This is a genomic window from Murinocardiopsis flavida (assembly GCF_003014485.1).
Lineage (GTDB): Bacteria > Actinomycetota > Actinomycetes > Streptosporangiales > Streptosporangiaceae > Murinocardiopsis > Murinocardiopsis flavida.
Map to the genome: position 1 here is coordinate 15,525 of NZ_PYGA01000020.1, position 22,242 is coordinate 37,766.

The window sequence follows — 22,242 nt, forward strand, 5'->3', positions numbered from 1 at the left end:
GACCGCTCGTCGCAGCGGTGCCGTCTGCCGCGCTACAACGCCTCCGAGGAGCACCCTTTCCATGTCCAGATTGGCCAAGCTGAGCCTTGGCAACCGGGCACTCATCCTGCTGATCACACTCGCTGCGATCGTGTTCGGGCTGATCGCCACCACCTCTGCCAAGCGCGAGCTGATGCCCTCGCTGGAACTCCCCATGGTCATGGTGAGCGCCCAGTACCAGGGCGCCTCGCCCGAGGTCGTCGAGAACGAGGTCACCGAGCCGCTGGAACAGGCGGTCAAGGGCGTCCCCGGCATCACCAGCTACACGTCGACCTCCAGCAACGGCTCGACCTCGATCACCGCCGAGTTCGACTACGGCGACGAGACCGAGGACGTCGTCCGGTCCATCACCCAGGCGGTCGACCAGTCGAAGGCGACGCTGCCCGATGACGTCGAGCCCAACGTCCAGGCGTTCAGCTTCGACGACATCCCGGTGGTCATGCTGGCCGCCGGCGCGGAGGACGACGAGCAGAAGCTCGCCGAGCCGCTCCAGGAGCAGGTCGTCCCGGAGCTGGAGTCGATCGACGGCGTCCGCGCCGCCCAGGTCACGGGTGTGCGCGAGTCCACGGTGGCCATCACGCCCGATGAGGACGAGCTGGAGGACGAGGGACTCACCTCCGCCGACCTCACCGGCGCGCTCCAGGCGAGCGGCGCCATGGTGCCCGGCGGCGACATCACCGAGGACGGCCGGACGCTGACGGTCACCACCGGCGGCAAGCTGGAGTCCCTCGACGACGTCAAGAACATCTGGCTGATGCCGGGCGGCGGTGGCGCCGGTGCCGGCGGCGGCGAGGCGCAAGGAGGCGGCGCGGCCGGCGGTGCGGCGGGCGGCGCGGCGGCAGGGGGCGCCGCGGGCGGCGCCGGCGCCATGGCGCCCGCAGCGCCCTCCGACCCCGTCCAGCTCAAGGACGTCGCGAAGGTCAAGTTGCAGCCCGACGAGGCCAGCAGCATCACGCGCACCGACGGCAAGCCCAGCCTCGGCATCATGGTGACCAAGACTCCCGAGGGCAACACGGTCGAGATCTCCGAGGCCGTCCAGCAGAAGCTCGACGACCTCAAGCCCCTGCTGCCCGCCGGCGCCGAGGTCACGGTGGTGTTCGATCAGGCGCCGTTCATCAACGAGTCCATCGTCGCCATGGGCGAGGAGGGCCTGCTCGGCCTCGGCTTCGCGATCATCATCATCCTGGTGTTCCTGCTGTCGATCCGATCGACCATCGTGACCGCCATCTCGATCCCGGTGTCGCTGCTGGTCGCGATGATCGGCATGCAGGCGTTCGAGTACTCGCTGAACATCCTCACGCTGGGCGCGCTCACCATCGCCATCGGCCGGGTCGTCGACGACTCGATCGTGGTGCTGGAGAACATCAAGCGGCATATGAGCTACGGGGAGGAACGCTACGCCTCTGTCTACACCGGGGTGCGCGAGGTCGCGGCGGCCATCACCTCGGCCACGCTCACGACCGTGGCCGTGTTCCTGCCCATGGGCTTCGTCGGCGGCGAGGTCGGCGAGCTGTTCCGGCCGTTCGCCGTGACCGTCAGCATCGCGCTCGGCGCGTCCCTGCTGGTCTCGCTGACCATCATCCCGGTGCTGTGCTACTGGTTCATGCGCCCCCGGATCGTGCCGCCGGAGGAGCTGGAGCGGGTCAAGGCCGAGGAGTACCAGCGCGAGCTGCGCACGCCGCTCCAGCGCATCTACCTGCCGGTGATCCGCTGGGCCACCCGGTTCCGCCTGACCACCATCGCGGTGGCGGTGCTCATCTTCGCCGGGACCGTCTACCTCGCGGTCGGCGGCTTCCTGAAGACCAACTTCCTCGGCGACCAGGGCCAGAACACCCACCAGATCACCCAGGAACTGCCGATCAGCACCTCGCTCGCCGAAGCCGACAAGGAGGCCGAGAAGATCGAGGACGCGCTCAGCGGGCTGTCCTGGGTGGAGTCCTACCAGGCGTCCCTGGGCGGCGGAGCCGGCGGGGAGGCCGCCGCCATGGGGCCCATGGGCGGCGGCGGTGCGGCGACCACCAACACCTACACGGTCACCACCGACCCCGACGGCGACCAGGCCGTCTACGCCGAGCGGCTGCGCGAGGCGCTGGAGTCCGTCGACACCGAGGCCGAGCCGCAGGTCGCCGCCGCGGGCGGCACCGGTACCTCCAACCTCCAGGTCGAGGTCAAGGCCGAGAACAACGAGGACCTGGAGAAGGCCGCCAACGACGTCGAGGACGTCGTCCGCGACATCCCCGGCGCCGCCGATGTGCAGAACAGCATCGCGGCGGCGCAGCCCGCGCTGGAAGTGCGGGTCAAGGGCGAGAAGGCCGCCGACGAGGGCCTCAGCGAAGGGCAGGTCGCGCAGGCGGTCAGCGACGCGTTCAGCGGCGCCGACGTCGGCAAGGCGACGGTCGACGACGTCCAGCGCGACATGGTCGTCCGCCTGGAGGACAAGCCGGGCAGCGCCAAGGAGTTGCGCAACCTGGAGATCGCCACGCCGGCCGGCGACAACGAGACCGTCGACCTCTCCGACGTCGCGGTCGTCGACGAGGTCAAGCAGGCGCCGGAACTCTCCCGCAGCGGGGGCGTGAGCACGGCGACCATCGAGGCCACGCCGACGGCCGACGACCTCGGGTCGGTCACGGCCGAGCTCACGCAGAAGCTCGACACCGTCGACCTGCCCGACGGCGCGACCGCCTCACTCGGCGGGGTGAGCTCCGACCAGAACGAGGCGTTCACCCAGCTGGGGATCGCCATGCTGGCGGCGATCGCGATCGTCTACCTCATCATGGTCGCGACCTTCAAGAGCCTCATGCAGCCGCTCATCCTGCTGGTGTCGATCCCGTTCGCGGCGACCGGCGCGCTGGGGCTGCTGTGGCTCACCGGGGTGCCGCTCGGCCTGCCCTCGATGATCGGGCTGCTGATGCTGATCGGTGTGGTGGTCACCAACGCCATCGTGCTGATCGACCTGATCAACCAGTACCGCGAGGACGGGATGGAGCTGCGCGAGGCGGTCGTCGAAGGGTCGCGGCACCGGCTCCGGCCGATCCTGATGACGTCCCTGGCGACCATGGGCGCGCTGACACCCATGGCGCTCGGCATCACCGGCGGCGGGGCGTTCATCTCGCAGCCGCTGGCGGTCGTGGTGATCGGCGGCCTGGTGACCTCGACACTGCTCACCCTGGTGCTGGTGCCGGTGCTGTACACCATGTCCGAAGGGCGCAAGGAGCGCCGCGCGGCCAAGCGCGCCGCCAAGCGCGAAGCGAAGATCGAGGCGGCGCGCGCCGAGCGTCAGGAGCAGGACGCCGAGCGGGCCGCAGCGGGCACGGGGGGTCAGGACTCCTGACCCTCTGAGCACCGCACCCGGCTCCGCCGCGCCGCCGCGCCTCCCTCCGGGGGAGCGCGGCGGCGCGCGTTGCGGGACGTGCACGGGGAGTCCGGAACCGCGAACTCCGCGCAACGCCGCGGCTCCGATTTGTTATACGCCCCTGTGGAAGGCAAGCTGCACTTTATGGATCCCAAGAAACCGGACCTCGACGAGCTGGTGCGCGAAGAGCTCGGCGACGAGCCGTCGCAGGAAGCCAAGGACTACGCGCGCGAACTGTACGAGAAGTACCGGCTGCCCGACCCCCAGACCCCTGCCCCCCGGGAGGATACGTAGTGCATGGGCTCCAGCCCAGCTTTGCCGACCACTCAGTAGCCGACCAGCACGATGACGACCGGGGTCTCCCCGCAGGGGGGACCCTTCGTCATGCCGGGGTGCCGGCCGGCACCCCGGGGCTCACGGCTCCTCGGGGGCCGGGTGGTCCTCCCAGGTGAGCTCGAACCAGACCAGCCGGCCCATGCCGTCGGGGCGGGGGTCGGTGCCCCACTTCTCGGCGAGGGCCTCGACGAGGTCGAGGCCGCGGCCGTTCTCGCTGGCGTCGTAGGGGTCGCGGTGCTGGGCGCGCGGCTGCTCGGAGCTGCCGAGGTCGCGGACCTCGACGCGCACCCAGGTGTCGGCGCGGTACACGGCCACCTCGAACTTCCCGCCGAAGCTGCCCGACGCGCTGTGCGTGACGGCGTTGGTGGCGAGTTCGCTGGTGAGCAGGGTCGCCGTTGCGGCGGTCGGGGTGTCGCCGAGCTGCCGGGCGACGAAGCGGCGGGCGTGCCGGATCTGGTTGGCGAGGCCGGGGAACCGCCGGCGTACGGCAACGGGGTCGGCGGTGGTGTCGTGCGGTTCCTCGGGCGACGGGTGTGGCCCGGATGCGGGATCCGGGTCTGGGGAGCGCTCAGCCATGGAATTCGCCGGGAGTCGGGAGGGCGGTGGGGTCGTCGAACCGGCGCGTGGACCCGGAACCGGTGCACGGGGTCGTGTGGGCGGTGCGGTCAGTGGGATCTCGGGCATGTGATCACTCCCCGGGGGAAGACGTACGTCATCGCGGCATCGCGCGCTGGCTGCCGCGGTGACGGGCGTGCGGGGATCCTCCGGCGTTGCAGTCCGATGCCTTCGCACGTGAAGGTCACGGCAGTGTGCGGGGACGGGGAGGACCGCGCTCTGGGAGCGGCGGGGTGGAGGTCGGCTGTTTCGCGGCTATGGAGTTTTCTGCTCGGTCAGAATACGCGTGCGTGCCAGGGGTCACCCAGGCGGGGTTTTGCAACTGTGGACGAAAGGTGTGTCCACGGGAATTAACGCCGGATTTCTGGTCGCGACCCCTTCTGGCTGCGGTGATTGCATTTGCGGGATCCCGCGTGAGCATCCGGGTGCCGGATCCGCGGCGCGTCACGTCTGGTCTCCGGGGGCGAATCGTGAGTTACTGGCCGCGCGGAAGGGCGACCGCGACTTCTTCCCGTGTTCACCCGCCATTGGGAACTCGTTCACCCTTCCGTCGGAATTGCCCGGTAGTGGCGCCGGGCGGCATCCCGCTCGAAGGTGAAGGAGAACCGTGACAGAGTCCGAGGCCGTACCCCCATCCGCGCGGCGCCGCCGCCTGCTCCCCCTCCTCGGCGGCATCGCCGGCAGGTCCCGCGACACCTGCCGGTTCCGCTGCGGCGACGCGTGCTTCCACGAGGCCCCCAACACCAGCGGCAACACCTACTTCGGCGATGTCTACGCCGCGGTGCTGTCGCGCCGCGGGGCGCTGCGCGCCGGCGCCCTCGCCGCGGGCGCCGCCGCGGTCCCGCTCAGCGCCTCCGCGGCGTGCGCCGACACCCCGGGCCGCCCGGCTCACCCGCGCCCGGGGTTCACCCCGGTGGAGCCCAACACCAAGGACGCCGTCGTCGTGCCCAAGGGCTACGACCACCGGGTCGTGGTGCGGTGGGGCGACCCGGTGCTGCCGGGCGCGCCGGAGTTCGACCCCGAGGAGCAGCGCGCCGACGCCCAGGAGCGGCAGTTCGGCTACAACTGCGATTACACCGCCTTCTTCCCGATGGGGGAGCGCCGCGGCCTGCTGTGGGTGAACCACGAGTACACCAACGAGATCCTGATGTTCCCCGGCTACACCGACGGCAATGGCGCCACCGAGGAGCAGATCCGGATCGGCATGGCGGCGCACGGCGGGTCGGTCGTCGAGATCGAACGCGTCGGACGCAGCGGCGGATGGCGGCTGGCGGGCAAGGGCGCGCGCCGGTTCAACCAGCGCATCACCGCGTCCACCCCCATGGAGTTCACCGGCCCCGCAGCGGGCGACGCCCTGCTGCGCACCCCCGACGACCCCGCGGGGACCAAGGTCCTGGGCATGCTGAACAACTGCGCGGGCGGCACGACCCCCTGGGGGACGGTGCTGACCTGCGAGGAGAACATCAACCAGTACTTCGTCAACGGCGACAGGGCGCCGGAGGCGGCAAAGCCCGCGCTGAAGCGCTACGGCTTCGCGATCGAGGGCGACACCACCGCCGACAACCGCCGCTTCGACCGGGTCGACCCGCGCTTCGACCTTGAGCGCCAGCCCAACGAGGCGAACCGGTTCGGCTACGTCGTCGAGATCGACCCCTTCGACCCCGGCGCGAAACCCCGCAAGCACACCATGCTCGGCCGGGTCAAGCACGAGGGCGCCAACACCCGCCTCACCGAGGACGGCCGCGTCGCCGTGTACATGGGCGACGACGAGCGCTTCGAGTACCTGTACAAGTTCGTCAGCGCGAAGCGGTACCGCAAGGGCTCCCGCCGCCGCAACAGCGAACTGCTGGAGTCCGGTACCCTGTACGCCGCGAAGCTGACCGGCGACAGCCCCGCCGAGGAGATCGACGGCGGCGGCGCGCTCCCCGAAGACGGCGCGTTCGACGGCGCGGGCACCTGGATCCCGCTCTGCACCGACGAGGAGAGCTTCGTCGACGGCTTCTCGGTCGCCGAGGTGCTGGTGCACACCCGCCTCGCGGCCGACGCCGCCGGGGCCACCAAGATGGACCGCCCCGAGGACGTCGAACCGAACCCCGTCACCGGCAAGGTGTACTGCGCGCTGACCAACAACGACGCCCGCACGCCCGAGCAGGCCGACGAGGCCAACCCCCGGGCGAACAACAAGTACGGCCACATCCTGGAGATCACCGAGAAGCGCGACGACGCCGCGGCCGAGTCGTTCGGCTGGGTGCTCCCCATCGTCTGCGGCGACCCCGGCGACCCCAGCAGCTACTTCGCCGGCTACGACAAGTCCAAGGTGTCCGCGATCTCCTCGCCCGACAACCTCGCCTTCGACGCCCGCGGCAACCTGTGGATCTCCACCGACGGCCAGGGCAAGACCATCGACTGCAACGACGCCCTGCACGCCGTGCCGATGAGCGGGCGCTACCGGGGCGAACTGAAGATGTTCGCCACCGTCCCCATCGGCGCGGAGTGCTGCGGCCCGTTCATCACCGAGGACCAGCGCACCGTGTTCATCGCCCCGCAGCACCCGGGCGAGGGCGGCACCTACGAGGAGCCGATCAGCACCTGGCCCGACGGCGGCGTGGCCCGGCCCTCGGTCGTGTCGGTGTGGCACAAGCAGGGCAGGCGCATCGGGTCCTGACCGGCGTCCGGCGCCGGCCCGTCCGGCCCCGCGGGCGGCGCCGGACGGGCCGGCCACCCGCTGCCGGCCGTCCCGGAATGCCGGAAAAGCGAAGGCGTGTGCCGGAGTTGGCGGCGCATTCACTGCGGATTCACCCTCTCGAACTCCCCTTCCGCCAGTGTCGTGGCTGGTCGGCGGCTCCCCGCGCCCCGGCCGACCTTCGCCAGCGCTTCCGAGGAGGACCAGTGACAGAGCCAGCATCCGCGCAGCGCCGCAGCCTGCTACCGCTGTTCGGCGGCCATGGCGGGCGCTCCCGTGCGACGTGCCGGTTCCGCTGCGGTGACGCGTGCTTCCACGAGGCCCCCAACACCAGCGGCAACACCTATTTCGGCAGCATCTACTCGGACGTGCTCTCGCGCAGGAGGATGCTCCAGGCCGGTGCCGCGGGATCCGGCGCGGCCGCGCTCGGCATCGCGGCCCCCGCCGCGCCCGCGCTAGCCGCCCCCGGCCGCCCCCGGCCCGGGTTCGCCTCGGTGCCGCCGAACAACGACGACGTGGTGACCGTCCCCAAGGGGTACCGTCAGCGGGTCGTGGTGCGGTGGGGCGACCCGGTGCTGCCGGGCGCGCCGGAGTTCGACCCCGAGGAGCAGCGCGCTGACGCCCAGGAGCGGCAGTTCGGCTACAACTGCGACTATGTGGCGTTCATCCCCGTCGACCGGAGCCGCGGCCTGCTGTGGGTGAACCACGAGTACACCAACGAGGCCATCATGTTCCCCGGCTACACCGACGGCAACGGCGCCACCGAGGAGCAGATCCGGATCGGCATGGCGGCGCACGGCGGGTCCCTCGTCGAGGTCGAGCGGGTCAAGTCGACCGGGGCGTGGAAGCTCGTCACCACCGGCGAGCGCCACTTCAACCGGCGCATCACCGCGTCCACCCCCATGGAGTTCACCGGCCCCGCAGCGGGCGACGCGCTGCTGCGCACGGCCGCCGACCCCGCGGGGACCAAGGTCCTGGGCATGCTGAACAACTGCGCGGGCGGCACGACCCCCTGGGGGACGGTGCTGACCTGCGAGGAGAACATCAACCAGTACTTCGTCAACGGCGACAGGGCGCCGGCCGGAGCGAAGCCCGCGCTGAAGCGCTACGGCTTCGCGATCGAGGGCGACACCACCGCCGAGAACCGCCGCTTCGACCGGGTCGACCCGCGCTTCGACCTGGCGAAGAACCCCAACGAGGCGAACCGGTTCGGCTACGTCGTGGAGATCGACCCCCTCGACCCCGAGGCGACGCCCCGCAAGCACACCATGCTCGGCCGGTTCAAGCACGAGGGCGCCAACACCCGCCTCGCGAAGGACGGCCGCGTGGTCGTGTACATGGGCGACGACGAGCGCTTCGACTACATCTACAAGTTCGTCAGCGCCAAGAAGTACACGAAGGGCTCCCGCCGCCGCAACGACGACCTCCTCTCCAGCGGCACGCTCTACACCGCGAAGCTGACCGGCGACAGCCCGGCCGAGGAGATCGACGGCAGCGGGGCGCTCCCCGAGGACGGCGCGTTCGACGGGTCCGGCACCTGGATCCCGCTCTGCACCGACAAGGAGAGCTTCGTCGAGGGGTTCACCGTCGCCGAGGTGCTGGTGCACACCCGCCTGGCCGCCGACACCGCCGGGGCGACCAAGATGGACCGCCCCGAGGACTTCGAGGCCAGCCCGGTCACCGGCAAGGTGTACTGCGCGCTGACCAACAACACCGCGCGCACGCCCGAGCAGGCCGACGAGGCCAACCCGCGGGCGAACAACAAGTACGGCCATATCCTGGAGATCACCGAGAAGCGCGACGACGCCGCGGCCGAGTCGTTCGGCTGGCTGGTGCCGATCGTCTGCGGCGACCCCGAGGACCCCGGCACCTACTTCGCCGGCTACGACAAGTCGAAGGTCGCCGCGATCTCCTCGCCCGACAACCTCGCCTTCGACATCCGCGGCAACCTGTGGATCTCCACCGACGGCCAGCCCGGCACAATCGGCGGCAACGACGCCCTGCACGTCGTCCCCGTCGAGGGCAAGTACAAGGGTGAGCTGAAGACCTTCGCCACGGTGCCGGTCGACGCGGAGTGCTGCGGCCCGTTCATCACCGAGGACCAGCTCACCGTGTTCATCGCCCCGCAGCACCCGGGCGAGAACGGCACCTACGAGGAGCCCACCAGCTCCTGGCCCGACGGCGAGGGCTCGATCCCGCGCCCCTCCGTCGTCGCCATCTACCACGCCCAGGGCCGGCCCGTCGGCACCTGACCGGTGGCTCCCGGTTCCCCGCGGCGGGGAACCGGGGCCCGGCGTCCGGGCGGGGGAGTGGCGGCGTGGAAGGATGGGGCGCATGGTGCGAACTGCGAACATTCCGCGACTCGATGCCCCCGCAGCCGGTGTCCACACCGCCGACCCCGGCAGGTACGACGGCCGGATGCCCTACCGGCGCAGCGGGCGCAGCGGTCTGGCCCTGCCCGAGGTCTCGCTCGGGCTCTGGCACAACTTCGGCGACGACAAGGCGCTGGGCACCCAGCGGGCCATCCTGCGCCGCGCCTTCGACCTCGGGGTCACCCACTTCGACCTCGCCAACAACTACGGCCCGCCCGCCGGGTCGGCCGAACTGAACTTCGGCCGGATCCTGCGTGAGGACTTCCGGCCCTACCGCGACGAGCTCGTCATCTCGACCAAGGCCGGCTACGACATGTGGCCCGGCCCCTACGGCAACGGCGGCTCGCGCAAGTACCTCCTCGCCAGCCTCGACCAGTCGCTGGCCCGCATGGGCCTCGACCACGTCGACATCTTCTACAGCCACCGCCACGACCCCACGGTCCCCCTTGCGGAGACCATGGGCGCGCTGCACACCGCCGTGCAGTCCGGCAGGGCGCTGTACGCCGGAATCTCGTCCTACTCCCCGGAGCGCACCGCCGAGGCGGCCGCCATCCTGCGGGACCTCGGCACGCCCCTGCTGATCCACCAGCCGTCGTACTCGATGGTCAACCGCTGGGTCGAGGAGCAGGACCTCCTCACCACCCTCGACGCCGAAGGCGTCGGCTGCATCGTCTTCTCGCCGTTGGCGCAGGGCATGCTGACCAGCCGCTACCTCGACGGCATCCCGGAGGGTTCGCGGGCCGGCGCCGGGAAGTCGCTCTCGCCCGACTGGCTCACCGACGACAACGTCGCGCGCATCCGCGCGCTGAACGAGGTCGCCCAGGGCCGCGGCCAGACCCTCGCCCAGCTCGCGCTGTCGTGGGCGCTGCGCGACGGGCGCACGACCTCCGTCCTCATCGGCGCGAGCAGCGTCGCCCAGTTGGAGGACAGCGTGGGCGCGGTGCACGCCGAACCGCTCACAGCGGCGGAGCTGGCCCGTATCGACGAGATCACCGTGGACATGGGCGTCAACATCTGGCGCAGGTCCAGCGAGTCCTGACCGCCCGGCGCGCGCCGCCCCGCGGCGCGGCGTCCGGCCCCGCTGCCATCGGCCGCGGGGCCGGACGGCATCGCCCGGCCCCGTCCGGAACCCGGTTCCCAGCGGCGTCCGCGCGCCCGATTTCCTCACTCCATGTCACGATGCGTGCGCCGAACGCTAGCCTTTGGCAGTGCTGTAATCGCATGTCAACTCTTTGCAAAGCTCGTGACGCTTTCTTGATGCGGCGGTGACCGGGAGGTGTCTGGCGCGCCGCACACTCATTGGCATTCCGGTTCACTGACCGTGATCCGGGGAGCACGACGTTTCGGTTGGTTGCCGGAAGCCGAACCTTCGACGGTGGCGCGAGACGAGCACCCGCAGTTCTTTCGGGTGTTTCGCCATGCCCACCGCCACGGGTCGGCCATCCGCGGCAACCGGCCCCGCAGGTTCCTAGGTGGGAGGCCCCGATTGGGCAAGTTCCTGGTCCGGAGACTAGTGAACTATCTGGTCCTGATTTTCCTGGCGACCTCGTTCGCCTATCTGCTGGCCGCCTCCACCCTGAACCCGCGCGTCAACTACGAGCAGCTTCAGCCGAAACCGTCCCAAGAGTCCATCGAGATGCGGCTCGACGCGCTGAACCTGAACGACAAGACCCCGCTGGCGCAGCGCTACGGGACCTGGCTGGCCGGAGTCGCCCAGGCCGACCTCGGCCGCACCGTCGAGGACAAGAGCGTCAACGAGGCGGTCGCCCGCAAGGCGGGCGTCACCCTGCGGCTGATCGTGCTCGGCACCATCATCGGCTGCACGACCGGGGTCGCCATCGGTGCGTACTCCGCGGTGCGCCAGTACAAGGCGTTCGACAAGTCCGCCACCGCCGCGGCGTTCTTCGTGCTCGCCATCCCGACCGTCGTCATCGCGGTCGCCCTCCAGGTGCTGGCGGCGTGGTTCAACCGGGCGACCGGCACCCAGTTCTTACAGTACGGCGGCGAGTACACGGCGAACCTCGACGCCGGGTTCTGGGGCATGCTCCTCGACCGGATGCAGCACGGGCTGCTGCCCACGGCGACCCTCGCCATCGCGCTGTTCGCCGCGTTCAGCCGCTACCAGCGCAACATGATGCTCGACGTGCTCAACGCCGACTTCGTCCGCACGGCCATGGCCAAGGGCCTCACCCGGCGCAGGGCGCTCATCAAGCACGCGCTGCGCACCGCGCTCATCCCCACGGTCACCTACTTCACGTTCACCTTCGGGATCCTCCTCGCCGGCACCACCTTCACCGAGAAGATCTACGGGTGGAAGGGCATGGGCGCCTGGGTGGTCGACTCGATCGTCCGCAACGACGTGCACGCGGTCGCCGCCGTGTCGCTGTTCATGGCCGTGTGCGTGATGGCGGCCTCGTTCCTCTCCGACATCCTCTACGCGTGGCTCGACCCCAGGGTCAGGGTGAGCTGAGCCGATGCCGACCCCTGCACCGAGGCGCGCGCCGCGGCGCCCTGCCGAACCGCTGGAGACGAACCGATGAGCCTGTCCGCAGAACACGCGGCCTCCGATGGCGACAAGGGCACCGAGGCAGGACCCGGGGAGCCCCGGGTCTCCGGCCGCTGGAGCGCGGTGTTCCGAGAGATGCTGGCCACCCGGCGCGTTGTCGTCGGTATCGGCCTCATCCTGCTGCTCATGGCCGCCGCCTGGATCGGCCCGCTGATCAGCCCGTGGGAGTTCACCGAACGCGACTTCGCCTCCTTCCGCGAGCCGCCGTCGCCGGAGCACTGGTTCGGCACCGACAACACCGGGAAGGACGTCTTCGTCCTCACCATGGTCGGCCTCCAGAAGTCCATCGTCATCGGCCTGCTCGCCGCGCTGCTCACCACTGCGGTCGCCGCCGTCGTCGGCGCCTTCGCCGGGTACTTCATGGGCATCACCGACAAGGCCCTGATGTGGATCACCGACCTGATGCTGGTGCTGCCCAGCTTCCTGATCCTGGCGATCCTCTACCCGGTGCTGCGCGGCCAGGGCTGGCTCGTCTTCGTCCTGCTGCTGGCGGCGTTCGCCTGGATGGTCACCGCGAAGATGGTCCGCGGCATGACGATCTCGCTGAAGGAGCGCGAGTACGTGCACGCCGCCCGGTACATGGGCGTCTCGGACACCAAGATCATCTTCAGGCACATCCTGCCGAACATGTCGTCGCTGCTGATCGTGGACGCCACCATCAACGTCAGCGGCGCCATCATCGCCGAGACCGCGCTGTCCTACTTCGGGTTCGGCATCCAGCCGCCCGACGTCTCGCTCGGGTCCCTCATCGCGACCGGCGCCGGGCAGGCGCTCGCCTACCCCTGGATGTTCGTCTTCTGCACCGGCCTGCTGATCGTGCTCGTCCTCTCCGCCAACCTCATCGGCGACGGCCTGCGCGACGCACTCGACCCCCAGGCCAAGAGCCGTCGCCGCTAGGGACCGGGAAACAGACACATGACCAGCACCGACACCAGAACCGGGACCCAGACTCCTGTGCGTGAGAACCGCGGCGAGAACACCCCCGTCCTCGAAGTCTCCGACCTGTTCGTGACCTTCCCCGGAGCGGCGAAGGCGCCCGACGTCCAAGCGGTCCGCGGAGTCGGCTACGAGCTGCGCAGCGGCGAGGTGCTGGGGATCGTGGGCGAGTCGGGCTCCGGCAAGTCGGTGTCGTCGCTCGCCACCATGGGACTGCTCCCGCCGCACGCCGAGATCAGCGGGTCCGTGCGGCTGCACGGCGAGGAACTCCTCGGGCTCGGCGACCAGGCCATGGCGAGGAAGCGCGGCAAGGCCATCTCCATGGTGTTCCAGGACCCGCTGTCCGGCCTGACCCCCGTCTACACGGTGGGCGACCAGATCGCCGAGACCGTGCAGGTGCACAATCAGGCCCTGTCAAAGGGCGACGCCGCGAAACGCGCCGTGGAACTCCTCGAACTGGTCGGCATCCCCAACGCCGCGCAGCGCTACCGGGCGTTCCCGCACGAGTTCTCCGGCGGCATGCGGCAGCGGGTGATGATCGCCATCGCCATCGCCAACGACCCCGACGTCATCATCTGCGACGAGCCCACCACCGCCCTCGACGTCACCATCCAGGCGCAGGTCCTGGAGGTGCTGAAGACCGCCCAGCGCGAGACCGGCGCCGCGATCGTGATGATCACCCACGACCTCGGCGTGGTCGCCGGGTTCGTCGACCGGGTCCTCGTCATGTACGCCGGGCGCGCCGTCGAGGTGGGCGACGTCGACGACGTCTACTACCGCACCCGCATGCCCTACACCATGGGGCTGCTGGGCGCGGTGCCGCGGCTCGACCTGGAGGAGCGCACCCCCCTCGTCCCCATCAAGGGCAACCCGCCCTCGCTCACCGCGCTGCCGCCCGGCTGCCCCTACGCCCCCCGCTGCCCGCTCGTCAAGGACGCGTGCACGGAGTCGGAGCCGGCCCTCTACCAGGTGGGCGCCTCGACGCACGCCGCCGCGTGCATCCGCGCCGGCGAGATCGAGGAGAACGCCTGGACCGCGGCCGACATCTACCCGCTGCCGGAGCTCCCCGAGGACGCCGAGGCCGCGGTCCCGCGCGCGGAGCGCGAGGTGGTCCTGGAGGTCAACGACCTCATCAAGCACCACCCGCTGATGAAGGGCGCGGTGTTCAAGCGGCGCGTGGGCACCGTCTACGCGGTCGACGGCATCACCTTCGACATCCGCGAACGCGAAACGCTCGGGCTGGTGGGGGAGTCCGGCTGCGGCAAGTCCAGCACACTCATGGAGATCCTCAGCCTCCAGGCGCCCCAGCGCGGCACGGTCGTGGTCCTCGGCAAGCAGGCCGGCGGCATGAACGCGCGGCAGCGCTTCGCGGTCCGGCGTGACCTCCAGGTCGTCTTCCAGGACCCCATGTCGTCGCTCGACCCGCGGATGCCGGTGTTCGAGATCATCGCTGAGCCCCTGCGCACCCACGGCCACTCGGCGCCCTCGGTGCGTTCGCGCGTCAACGAGCTGCTGACCGTGGTCGGCCTGGAGCCCGCGCACGCCGCCCGCTACCCGCAGGAGTTCTCCGGCGGGCAGCGCCAGCGCATCGGGATCGCCCGCGCCCTCGCGCTCGACCCGAAGCTGCTGGTCCTCGACGAGCCGGTGTCGGCCCTCGACGTGTCGATCCAGGCCGGGGTCATCAACCTGCTGGAGCAGCTGAAGGTCGAACTGGGCCTGTCGTACCTGTTCGTGGCGCACGACCTGTCGGTGATCCGGCACATCGCCGACCGGGTGGCCGTCATGTACCTCGGCAAGATCGTCGAGATCGGCGACGTCGAGTCGATCTACGCCACCCCGGCACACCCCTACACCCAGGCGCTCCTCTCCGCGATCCCCGTGCCCGACCCGGAGAAGGAGCGGGCCAGGACGCACATCCTGCTGGAGGGCGACCTGCCGAGCCCGGCGAACCCGCCGTCGGGGTGCAGCTTCCGCACCCGCTGCCCGAAGTTCACCATCCTCGACCCTGCCGAGCAGGAAGCCTGCCTGACCACGGAGCCGGGCCTCGAACCCGTCGCGGGTGACGACCAGGCGGCCGCGTGCCACTACGCGGAGGCGCGCGTGGTCGTGTGATCCACCGGTCCGGCGGGGCCCTCCTGCCGCGATGATCCCCTTCAGCTAAGGAAGAGAGCACATGCGAATGCGACGTTCGGCGGCCCTCGCCGCCCCACTCCTTGCCCTGGCCCTGGTAGCCAGCGCGTGCAGCGGCGGCGGTGACGGCGGCGGGGAGAACGAGGAGAAGCTCGCCGACATCCCCGCCCAGGACATCAACGTCCAGGGGCGCGACAAGCTCAAGGACGGCGGCGACTTCCACTGGGGTATCAACGAGTACCCCACGCAGTACAACACCTTCCACCCCGACGGCAACCTCGCCAACGTCGTCCGGATCGTGCACTCCTCGATGCCGATCGCGCACAAGTACGACGAGAAGGGCGTCCCGCAGCCCAACAAGGCGTTCGTCGAGGAGAGCGACATCTCCGAGGACGGCAAGACGCTGACCTTCACGCTGAACCCCGAAGCCGAGTGGTCCGACGGCAAGCCCATCACCTGGGAGGACTACAAGGAGCAGGTCGAGACGGTCGGCGGGCACACCGGCAACAAGAAGTTCGAGATCGGCAACCCCGACGGGTACGAGAACATCGAGAAGGTCGAGGAGGGCGGCGAGAACGAGGTCGTCTTCACCTTCGAGACCCCCTACGCCGAGTGGCCCCGGCTCTTCGAACCCCTGTACCCCAAGGAGTTCATGAAGGACCCGAAGAAGTTCAACGAGGGCTACAAGAGCGCGATGCCGGTCACCTCGGGGCCGTTCGGCGACGTCAAGTTCGACGACACCGCCGAGACCATCACCGTCAACAAGGACGACAAGTGGTGGGGTGACGAAGCGAAGCTCGACAGCATCGTCTACCACAACTACGAGTCCGACACCCTGCCCAAGATCTACAACAACGATGAGATCGACGGCTTCTACCTGGGTTACGACGGCGCAGGCTACGACCTGCTCAAGGACAAGGAAGGCTCCCGGATCACCAAGGCCGTCAACAACGGCTACCGGCTGATCTCCCTCAACGGCGGCGAGGGCCGGGGCCCCTTGGAGGACCCGAAGATCCGCAACGCCATCACGCACGGCATCGACCGCTCCGCGCTCGCCTCGGCGTCGCTGGAGGCCATCGACTGGAGCACCGACCCCACCGTCAACCGGCTCCTCCGCTCGCCGCAGCCCGGCTTCAAGGACAACAGCAAGGGCTACGGGGAGTACGACCCCGAGAAGGCCGGCAAGATGCTCGACGAGGCCGGCTGGAAGCAGGAGAAGGAAGGCGCCGTCCGGAGGAAGGACGGCAAGGAGTTCACCCTCCAGTGGGTGATCACCTCCGGGCTCCAGATCTCCCAGGACGAGGCCGAGATCGCGCAGTCGCAGCTCAAGGAGATCGGGGTGAAGGTCGACATCGAGTCGGTCCCCAACACCGCGTTCTTCGAGGAGTACATCATCCCCGGCAAGTACGACATGGCGACCTACGTGCTCACCGGCACCGTGCCCTACGCCGGCGACTCCGCCGAGAACTTCGCCGGGCCGCAGGGCAAGGACGAGGACGGCGAGGAGATCTGGGGCAACAACCTCTCCTTCACGTCCAACGACAAGATCAACGACGGCTTCGACGAGCTCGTCACCCTCACCGACCCCGACGAGTACGCGGCGAAGGCCAACGAGATCGACCGCGAGCTGTGGAAGTTCGGGGTCGGGGTCCCGCTGTACCAGCGTCCCGGGAACTTCGCCGTGAAGGCCGACCTCGCCAACTGGGGCGAGAACGGCCTGGCGTCCATCAAGTACGAGGACATCGGCTGGCTGGAGAAGTAGGAACCCCCGGCGGGTCGGCGCGGCCGACCCGCCGGACCCCGCGCCCCCGCCCACTCCCCTCCGGGCGGGGGCGCTCCTTGTGCGCGGGGGCCGGGTGCTACCTGGCGGCGCTGTTGAACGAGCTCGCGATCTCGGCGGCGAGCAGCAGGTAGGCGTGCCGGGTGGCCGGGTGCAGCTTGTCGAGGTCGATACCGGACCCTTGTTCGAGGTGGCGGTCGGCCGGGATGCGGACCACGCTGCGACACCGGCCGGTGAAGTGCGCGCTGAGCTTTTCGAGGTCGACGTCGCCGCGCTTGCCGACCTTCGACAGCACCGCCACCGAGTTCTCCGCGAGCCGGTTGTGCCCGTGCGCCTGCAACCAGTCGAGGGTCGCGGAGGCGCTGCGCGCGCCGTCGACGGACGGCGGCACGACGAGCACCATCTGGTCGGCGAGTTCCAGGATGGCGCTCATGGCGGAGTGCAGCATGCCGGTGCCGCAGTCGGTGATGCAGATCGAGTAGAAGCGCTCGACCACCGACGCGACACTGCGGTAGTCGTCGGCGCTGAACGCCTCGCTCACAGCGGGGTCGATGTCGGAGGCGAGGAACTCCAGCCGCGACGGCGCCTGGCTGGTGTAGGCGCGCACATCGGCGTAGCGGTCGAGGTTGTCGCGGTCGCGCAGCAGGTCGCGCACCGTGAGGCTGCCGCGCAGCTCGGGTGCGAGCCGCTCGGTGAGGGTCCCGCGGTCGGGGTTGGCGTCGACGGCGATGACCCGGTCGCCACGCCCTTCGGCGAACACCGACCCCAGCCCCACGGTCGTGGTGGTCTTGCCGACCCCGCCCTTGAGGCTGAGCACCGCCACCCGGTGGTGCCCGGAGTCGACGGGGGTGCGCATCCGCGAGCGCAGCTCCCGCTTCAGCAGCTCCGCCTTTGACTCACCGGGGTTCACCACCCCCGCCGTGGCGGTGTACAGCGCCCGCCGCCAGCCCTTGGTGGGCGGCGCCTTCTGGCCGCGGAGCAGCCGCTCCGGGGTGAGGTCGTGGGTCCGGGCCTGCCGCGGCGGCGCCTGCGGGGGCGCGGGCGGCTCAGTGGGCAGCGGCGGGTGCTGCGGCTCAGGGGCGTGCCCCGCAGGAGGGTGCCCGGAGTCGTGGCCGTTCACGGGGCCGGTGACAGGAGGGACCGGCGGCTGCTGGCCGGGTGCGGCGGGAGTGTGCACGGGCTTGACCGTTCCTCACGAATGGTGCTGCGAAACGGGACACGGACCGGGCGGCCCGGTCACGACTCTGCGGGGGTGTCCGCAGAAGGCGTCGAGCGGGGAGTATCGAGGGCCGAGGCGTCGTCGCTGCGGGGCTCAGCGGTGGACCCGGCGGGTTCCTCGGGGAACCACTGCGCCGCCGCGGTGTCGTCGGCCTCAGGAGCCTCCTGCGGCTCCGGAGGGGCGCCGTGCGCCTCAGCGGGCTCGGGGAGCGCCGCGGGCGCCTCCGGGGACTCAAGGGGCTCCTCGCGGCCGTCGGTGGACTCGGCCGGGGCCTCCTCGGCGCGCGCCTCGGGTCCGGGGTCCGCCGCGGGCGCCTCATGGAGGGCCTCAGGGGTCTCATGGGCGTCGGCGGGCTCGTGCGGCGGGTCCTCGGCGGCCGGGTGCGCCTCAGGGGCCACCTGGGGCTCCGCGTGCGCGGCTTCGGGGCCGGGGTGCGGCTCGGCAACGGCAGGCTCGGGCCCGGCGGGGGAGCCGGCGGGCTCCTCGGGGAACCACTGCGCCTCCGGGGGGCCCTCGGGGGCAGGGGCGGCCGGGACGTGCGCGGCGGGCGGCTCGGTGGCCTGGCCGCCGTGCGGCGCCTCAGGCGTCGGAACCGCGGCCGGGGGCGCCGCCGGCGAGGTCGCAGCGGGCGGGGCGGGCGCGGCCGGAGGCATCGCGGGCGGGGCGGCCGCAGGTGCCTGCCGCGGGAACCACTGGGCGGGCGGCTGCGGCTCGACGGGGGGCGCCTGGCCCGGGGCGTGCTCGGGTGGCGCGGGAGCCGCCGGCGCGGCCATGGGCTCGAAGCGGGGGGTGGGCGGGCCGGTGTGCACCGGGGCGGCGCGGGGCGCCTGCGCGGGCGGGGCGGGGTCGGTCACCGGGCCCTGGAACCCCTGCGCGACGGCGGCGGCGAGTTCGAGGAACGCCTCGCGGGTCCGCGGGTGCATGGCGTCGAGATCGACGGGGGAGCCCTGCCGCAGGTGGCGGTCGACCGGCACTCGGATGACCCGGCTGCACCGGCTGGTGAAGTGCGACTCGAGTTCGTTGAGGTCGATGTCGCTCTTGCGCTCGACCTGCGAGATGACGGCCACCGACTCGGCGGCCAGCGCACCGTGCCCGTGGGCGTCGAGCCAGTCGAGGGTCGCGGAGGCGCTGCGCGCGCCGTCGACGGACGGCGGGCTGACGATGACCAGGCGGTCGGCGAGGTCGAGGATGCCGTCCATTGCGGAATGCAGGATGCCGGTGCCGCAGTCGGTGATGCAGATGGAGTAGAACCGCTCGATGATGCCCGCGACCACCCGGTAGTCGGCCTCGCTGAACGCCTCGCTCACGGCGGGGTCCTGCTCGGACGCGAGGAACTCCAGGCGCGACTCTGCCTGGCCGGTGTAGTTGCGGACGTCGGCGTAGCGCAGGACGTCATCGCGGTCGCGCAGCAGGTCGCGCACTGTCATGGTGGGGCGGAGGTCCTCGGGCAGGCGCTCGCTGAGGGTGCCGCGGTCGGGGTTGGCGTCGACGGCGATGACCCGGTCGCCCCGCTGGGTCGCCAGCATGCCGCCGAGGCCGACCGCCGTGGTGGTCTTGCCGACCCCGCCCTTGAGGCTGAGCACCGCGACCCGGTGGTGCCCGTTGGCAAGGGGGGTGCGGGTGGTCGCGCGCAGGCGCTGCCGGTGCAGCTCGCCGGGCGACTCGCCGGGGTCGATCTGGCCGCCGCTCACCTTGAACAGCAGCCGCCGCCAGCCGCTGCTCGGGCCGGTGGCGCGCCTGCGCAGCAGGGTGTCCATGTGCAGTGCTTCGGAGGTTTCGGCAGCGGGCTCGTGACCCGGGTCCTCGGGCTTCTCTCCCAGACTGGAAGGGAGAAGAGGGGGAACGGACACGACGGGGAGACCTCTCTCATGCCGAAAAATGCCGATCCGAAGCAGGGTACCGCGCCCTGAGGCTCCTGTCGTGAGTCCTGGGGCTCATAATTGCCGGTGAACGGTCCAGCCGCGCGAGCGCACCGCGCGCCGCCGGGCACGGCCCGGAACCCCCGGCGTACGCGGAGCGTCGCACTAGGCTGCGGCAACCGGCACCGGAGCGTCCGGTGCCGCTCCCCCGAAGCCGACAGGAACACGCGCATGCACGACCCAGCCCCGTCCCGCCGCCACCCCCGGCACGTTTCCCGGGCACTGCGCACCGCGGCCCTCGCCGCAGCGGTCCTCACCGCGGTGTCCGGCTGCCTGGGCGGCAGCGGCGGCGAGCCGAAGTCGGACGCCACCCCGTCGCCCACTGAGAAGGCCGATCCTCCCGGCGGCGGCCCCACCGGGAAGGGGATGCCGGACATCGGCGGGGTCCGCACGGCCGCCACCGCCAACGACACCATCCAATTGGCGACCGTCCCGCCCGCAAAGGGCGACTCGGCCGACATCGGCGTCGCGCACGAGCCCCGCCTGACCATCGTCTTCGAGTCGTCCCGGCGCAAGGGCGACGACGTCGTCTTCACCGCCGAAGCCGAGTACCACGGCGAGAAAGGCGGCTACGAGCTCCACTCGAACGACTTCACCGCCTACCTGTACAAGAAGGACCGCGCCGAGAACGCCGAAAGCTGGGCGGCGCAGCTCGACACCTTCCCCGTGCGCGACGACGGAATGCTCGCGAGCCTCGACGCGGCAGAGCCCAAGCAGGACTTCAGCTTCACGGTGCCCGAGGTGCGCCCCCTCGCCGACGGCACCGGCCTCGACAGCTTCGGCTACATCGAGTACGAAACGCCCGAGAAGCTGTGGGGATACGACGTCAAGCAGCAGGACCCCATCCCCGGGCGCCTCTGCTACCAGGAGGGCGAGGGCTGGCACGACCTGCCGCTGTTCCCCGAGGTCGAGGTGCCCTGCGGCTGACCGCCGCGCCGGCCGAACGGGCGTACCGGGGACCTGATGGGCCCCTGGTCCCGCCCGGGATTTGGGCTCGGCGACCCTGTCCGTCCCGGCGGTCGGCTCAGTACCGTTGGCCGGAACCGGACACGGCGGCCCCGGCCGCCGCACGGCAGACGACCCGCGAGGAGTCGGCGATGCTGGGAAGGCGGCGCTACGACCGCGGCGGCCACGCGATCCCCGCCGGGGCGCCGTGATGCCCGGCGGGCGGCCGCGCCCGGCCCACCAGGCGCCGCCCCGCGCACGGGACGCCACCGCACACCGTGCGGACCGGTCGACGCGCCCCGCGCCCCACTGACCTGCCCGGCCGCCGTGCGGGACGGGCACGGCGGCCGGGCAGCACCACCCCTACTCCGCCAGGCTCTCCTCGAGGGTGCCCACCTCGCCCTTGGGCGGTGCGGCGATGTCGAGCTTCTTGCCCCAGTCCTTGTAGTGGACCGTGCTCGTGGCCTTCTCCCCCTTGGGGCTGAGCACCGAAGCGCTGAGTTCGGTGGGCAGTCCCTTGTCGCTGACGGTGAGCGACCAATCGACCGACTCCAGGCCCTGGTCGGCGAGGTCGGAGTAGGTCTCATCGCCGAGGTCCGACAGCTTCTGCGCCTTGGTCGAGCCCTTGTAGGTGGTGAGGGTCTCGCCGCCCTCCTCGGCGGTCTCGGGCTTGCCTTCGAGGGTGCCGTACTGGACGAGCCGCAGGCTGGAGTCGCCGGTCGCCTCGTCGATGCCACTGATGGTCTCGTCGAGGATGACGGTGAAGATCTCGGCGAACGGGCCCAGCTCCTCCTTCGCCTTGTCGACCTCGGGCTGGGACATGCGCATCCACGGCTTGCCCTCGACCAGCGCCTCGCCCTTGGGCATCTTGGTGTAGATGACGTCGTCGAGCACCACGATGTCGGTGGTGGTCGGCGGCTTCGCCTCGGTGTCGACGACCTGCATCGTCGCCGCCGGCGGGTCGCTCATCCGGAGGTCGAGCACGGTCTCCTTGATGGGGTCGGCCTGATCGGCCTCAGGGCTCAGCTCGATCCCGACCTCGACGGTCAGCGCCTCCTGCATCCGCTCCTGGACGAACGGGGCGAGGTCGGCGGGGGTGTCGGGCAGGCTGGCCTTGTCCATCTTGTCCGCCGGGACGGGCTGGGGGCCCTTCCCGTCCCCCTCGCCCCCGTTCCCGCCGCCGTCACCGCCGGAGCCGGTGCACGCGCTCACTGCGAGCACAGCGGACAACACAGCTGCGGCGGGCATCAGACGTCTCATCAGGGGGCAACCGATCTCTGGTGGCGGGGGCCGACGGGCGCCGGGACGGTAAAAGCGTAGGAAAGGTACCCCGAAATTACCAACGGGTCC

14 protein-coding genes are annotated in these 22,242 nt (G+C 70.9%); 10 read left to right on the forward strand and 4 right to left on the reverse strand.

Annotated features, from left to right (window positions below):
• Positions 1-61: 61 nt before the first annotated feature.
• Complete coding sequence (locus CLV63_RS24475; protein ID WP_106585557.1) at positions 62-3,370, forward strand: efflux RND transporter permease subunit; 3,309 nt, start codon at positions 62-64, stop codon at positions 3,368-3,370.
• A gap of 165 nt (positions 3,371-3,535) precedes the next feature.
• Positions 3,536-3,685: a hypothetical protein gene (locus CLV63_RS33740; protein ID WP_170134315.1), complete on the forward strand. Its 150-nt coding sequence runs from the start codon at positions 3,536-3,538 to the stop codon at positions 3,683-3,685.
• A gap of 120 nt (positions 3,686-3,805) precedes the next feature.
• Here CLV63_RS33740 and CLV63_RS24480 read toward each other — a convergent pair whose 3' ends face one another.
• A complete protein-coding gene (locus tag CLV63_RS24480) occupies positions 3,806-4,303 on the reverse strand; it encodes an ATP-binding protein (protein ID WP_106585558.1) in 498 nt (165 codons plus the stop codon).
• Between the two features lie 646 nt (positions 4,304-4,949).
• Between CLV63_RS24480 and CLV63_RS24485 the strand changes: the two genes are divergently transcribed.
• The 7 genes from CLV63_RS24485 to CLV63_RS24520 all read left to right on the forward strand — a co-directional run bounded on the left by CLV63_RS24485 (position 4,950) and on the right by CLV63_RS24520 (position 16,791).
• Entirely contained in the window at positions 4,950-7,007 is a 2,058-nt protein-coding gene (locus tag CLV63_RS24485; protein WP_106585559.1) for a PhoX family protein, read from the forward strand.
• A gap of 224 nt (positions 7,008-7,231) precedes the next feature.
• Positions 7,232-9,277 carry a PhoX family protein gene (locus CLV63_RS24495; RefSeq protein WP_245929029.1) on the forward strand — a complete coding sequence of 682 codons (2,046 nt, stop codon included), beginning with the start codon at positions 7,232-7,234 and terminating at the stop codon, positions 9,275-9,277.
• Between the two features lie 82 nt (positions 9,278-9,359).
• A complete protein-coding gene (mgrA, locus tag CLV63_RS24500; RefSeq protein ID WP_106585562.1) occupies positions 9,360-10,436 on the forward strand; it encodes an L-glyceraldehyde 3-phosphate reductase in 1,077 nt (358 codons plus the stop codon).
• Between the two features lie 447 nt (positions 10,437-10,883).
• Positions 10,884-11,867 carry an ABC transporter permease gene (locus CLV63_RS24505; protein ID WP_106585563.1) on the forward strand — a complete coding sequence of 328 codons (984 nt, stop codon included), beginning with the start codon at positions 10,884-10,886 and terminating at the stop codon, positions 11,865-11,867.
• A gap of 66 nt (positions 11,868-11,933) precedes the next feature.
• Positions 11,934-12,860, forward strand: coding sequence for an ABC transporter permease (locus tag CLV63_RS24510; RefSeq protein ID WP_106585564.1), 927 nt, complete (start codon positions 11,934-11,936; stop codon positions 12,858-12,860).
• An 18-nt stretch (positions 12,861-12,878) separates the two neighbouring features.
• Positions 12,879-15,011, forward strand: a complete 2,133-nt coding sequence (locus CLV63_RS24515; RefSeq protein ID WP_106585565.1) for an ABC transporter ATP-binding protein — start codon at positions 12,879-12,881, stop codon at positions 15,009-15,011.
• Between the two features lie 61 nt (positions 15,012-15,072).
• Positions 15,073-16,791: an ABC transporter family substrate-binding protein gene (locus CLV63_RS24520; protein ID WP_106585566.1), complete on the forward strand. Its 1,719-nt coding sequence runs from the start codon at positions 15,073-15,075 to the stop codon at positions 16,789-16,791.
• Between the two features lie 97 nt (positions 16,792-16,888).
• Here CLV63_RS24520 and CLV63_RS24525 read toward each other — a convergent pair whose 3' ends face one another.
• Together CLV63_RS24525 and CLV63_RS35175 are read right to left on the reverse strand one after the other, a co-directional pair.
• Complete coding sequence (locus CLV63_RS24525) at positions 16,889-17,986, reverse strand: MinD/ParA family ATP-binding protein (RefSeq protein WP_106585567.1); 1,098 nt, start codon at positions 17,984-17,986, stop codon at positions 16,889-16,891.
• Between the two features lie 59 nt (positions 17,987-18,045).
• Complete coding sequence (locus tag CLV63_RS35175) at positions 18,046-19,785, reverse strand: nucleotide-binding protein (RefSeq protein ID WP_342751435.1); 1,740 nt, start codon at positions 19,783-19,785, stop codon at positions 18,046-18,048.
• A gap of 333 nt (positions 19,786-20,118) precedes the next feature.
• Here CLV63_RS35175 and CLV63_RS24535 point away from each other — a divergent pair, with 333 nt between their 5' ends.
• Entirely contained in the window at positions 20,119-20,874 is a 756-nt protein-coding gene (locus CLV63_RS24535; protein WP_106585568.1) for a hypothetical protein, read from the forward strand.
• A gap of 381 nt (positions 20,875-21,255) precedes the next feature.
• Here CLV63_RS24535 and CLV63_RS24540 read toward each other — a convergent pair whose 3' ends face one another.
• On the reverse strand, positions 21,256-22,140 hold the full coding sequence (locus CLV63_RS24540) for a hypothetical protein (RefSeq protein ID WP_106585569.1): 885 nt from the start codon (positions 22,138-22,140) through the stop codon (positions 21,256-21,258).
• Between the last annotated feature and the right edge of the window lie 102 nt (positions 22,141-22,242).

What these genes read in the sequence shown, in the direction of transcription:
- CLV63_RS24515 (WP_106585565.1), top strand. Translation starts at nt 12,879, where the DNA reads ATGACCAGCACCGACACCAGAACCGGGACCCAGACTCCTGTGCGTGAG.
- CLV63_RS24480 (WP_106585558.1), bottom strand. Translation starts at nt 4,303, where the DNA reads ATGGCTGAGCGCTCCCCAGACCCGGATCCCGCATCCGGGCCACACCCG.
- CLV63_RS35175 (WP_342751435.1), bottom strand. Translation starts at nt 19,785, where the DNA reads ATGGACACCCTGCTGCGCAGGCGCGCCACCGGCCCGAGCAGCGGCTGG.
- CLV63_RS33740 (WP_170134315.1), top strand. Translation starts at nt 3,536, where the DNA reads ATGGATCCCAAGAAACCGGACCTCGACGAGCTGGTGCGCGAAGAGCTC.
- CLV63_RS24510 (WP_106585564.1), top strand. Translation starts at nt 11,934, where the DNA reads ATGAGCCTGTCCGCAGAACACGCGGCCTCCGATGGCGACAAGGGCACC.
- mgrA (WP_106585562.1), top strand. Translation starts at nt 9,360, where the DNA reads ATGGTGCGAACTGCGAACATTCCGCGACTCGATGCCCCCGCAGCCGGT.
- CLV63_RS24520 (WP_106585566.1), top strand. Translation starts at nt 15,073, where the DNA reads ATGCGAATGCGACGTTCGGCGGCCCTCGCCGCCCCACTCCTTGCCCTG.
- CLV63_RS24540 (WP_106585569.1), bottom strand. Translation starts at nt 22,140, where the DNA reads ATGCCCGCCGCAGCTGTGTTGTCCGCTGTGCTCGCAGTGAGCGCGTGC.
- CLV63_RS24535 (WP_106585568.1), top strand. Translation starts at nt 20,119, where the DNA reads ATGCACGACCCAGCCCCGTCCCGCCGCCACCCCCGGCACGTTTCCCGG.
- CLV63_RS24475 (WP_106585557.1), top strand. Translation starts at nt 62, where the DNA reads ATGTCCAGATTGGCCAAGCTGAGCCTTGGCAACCGGGCACTCATCCTG.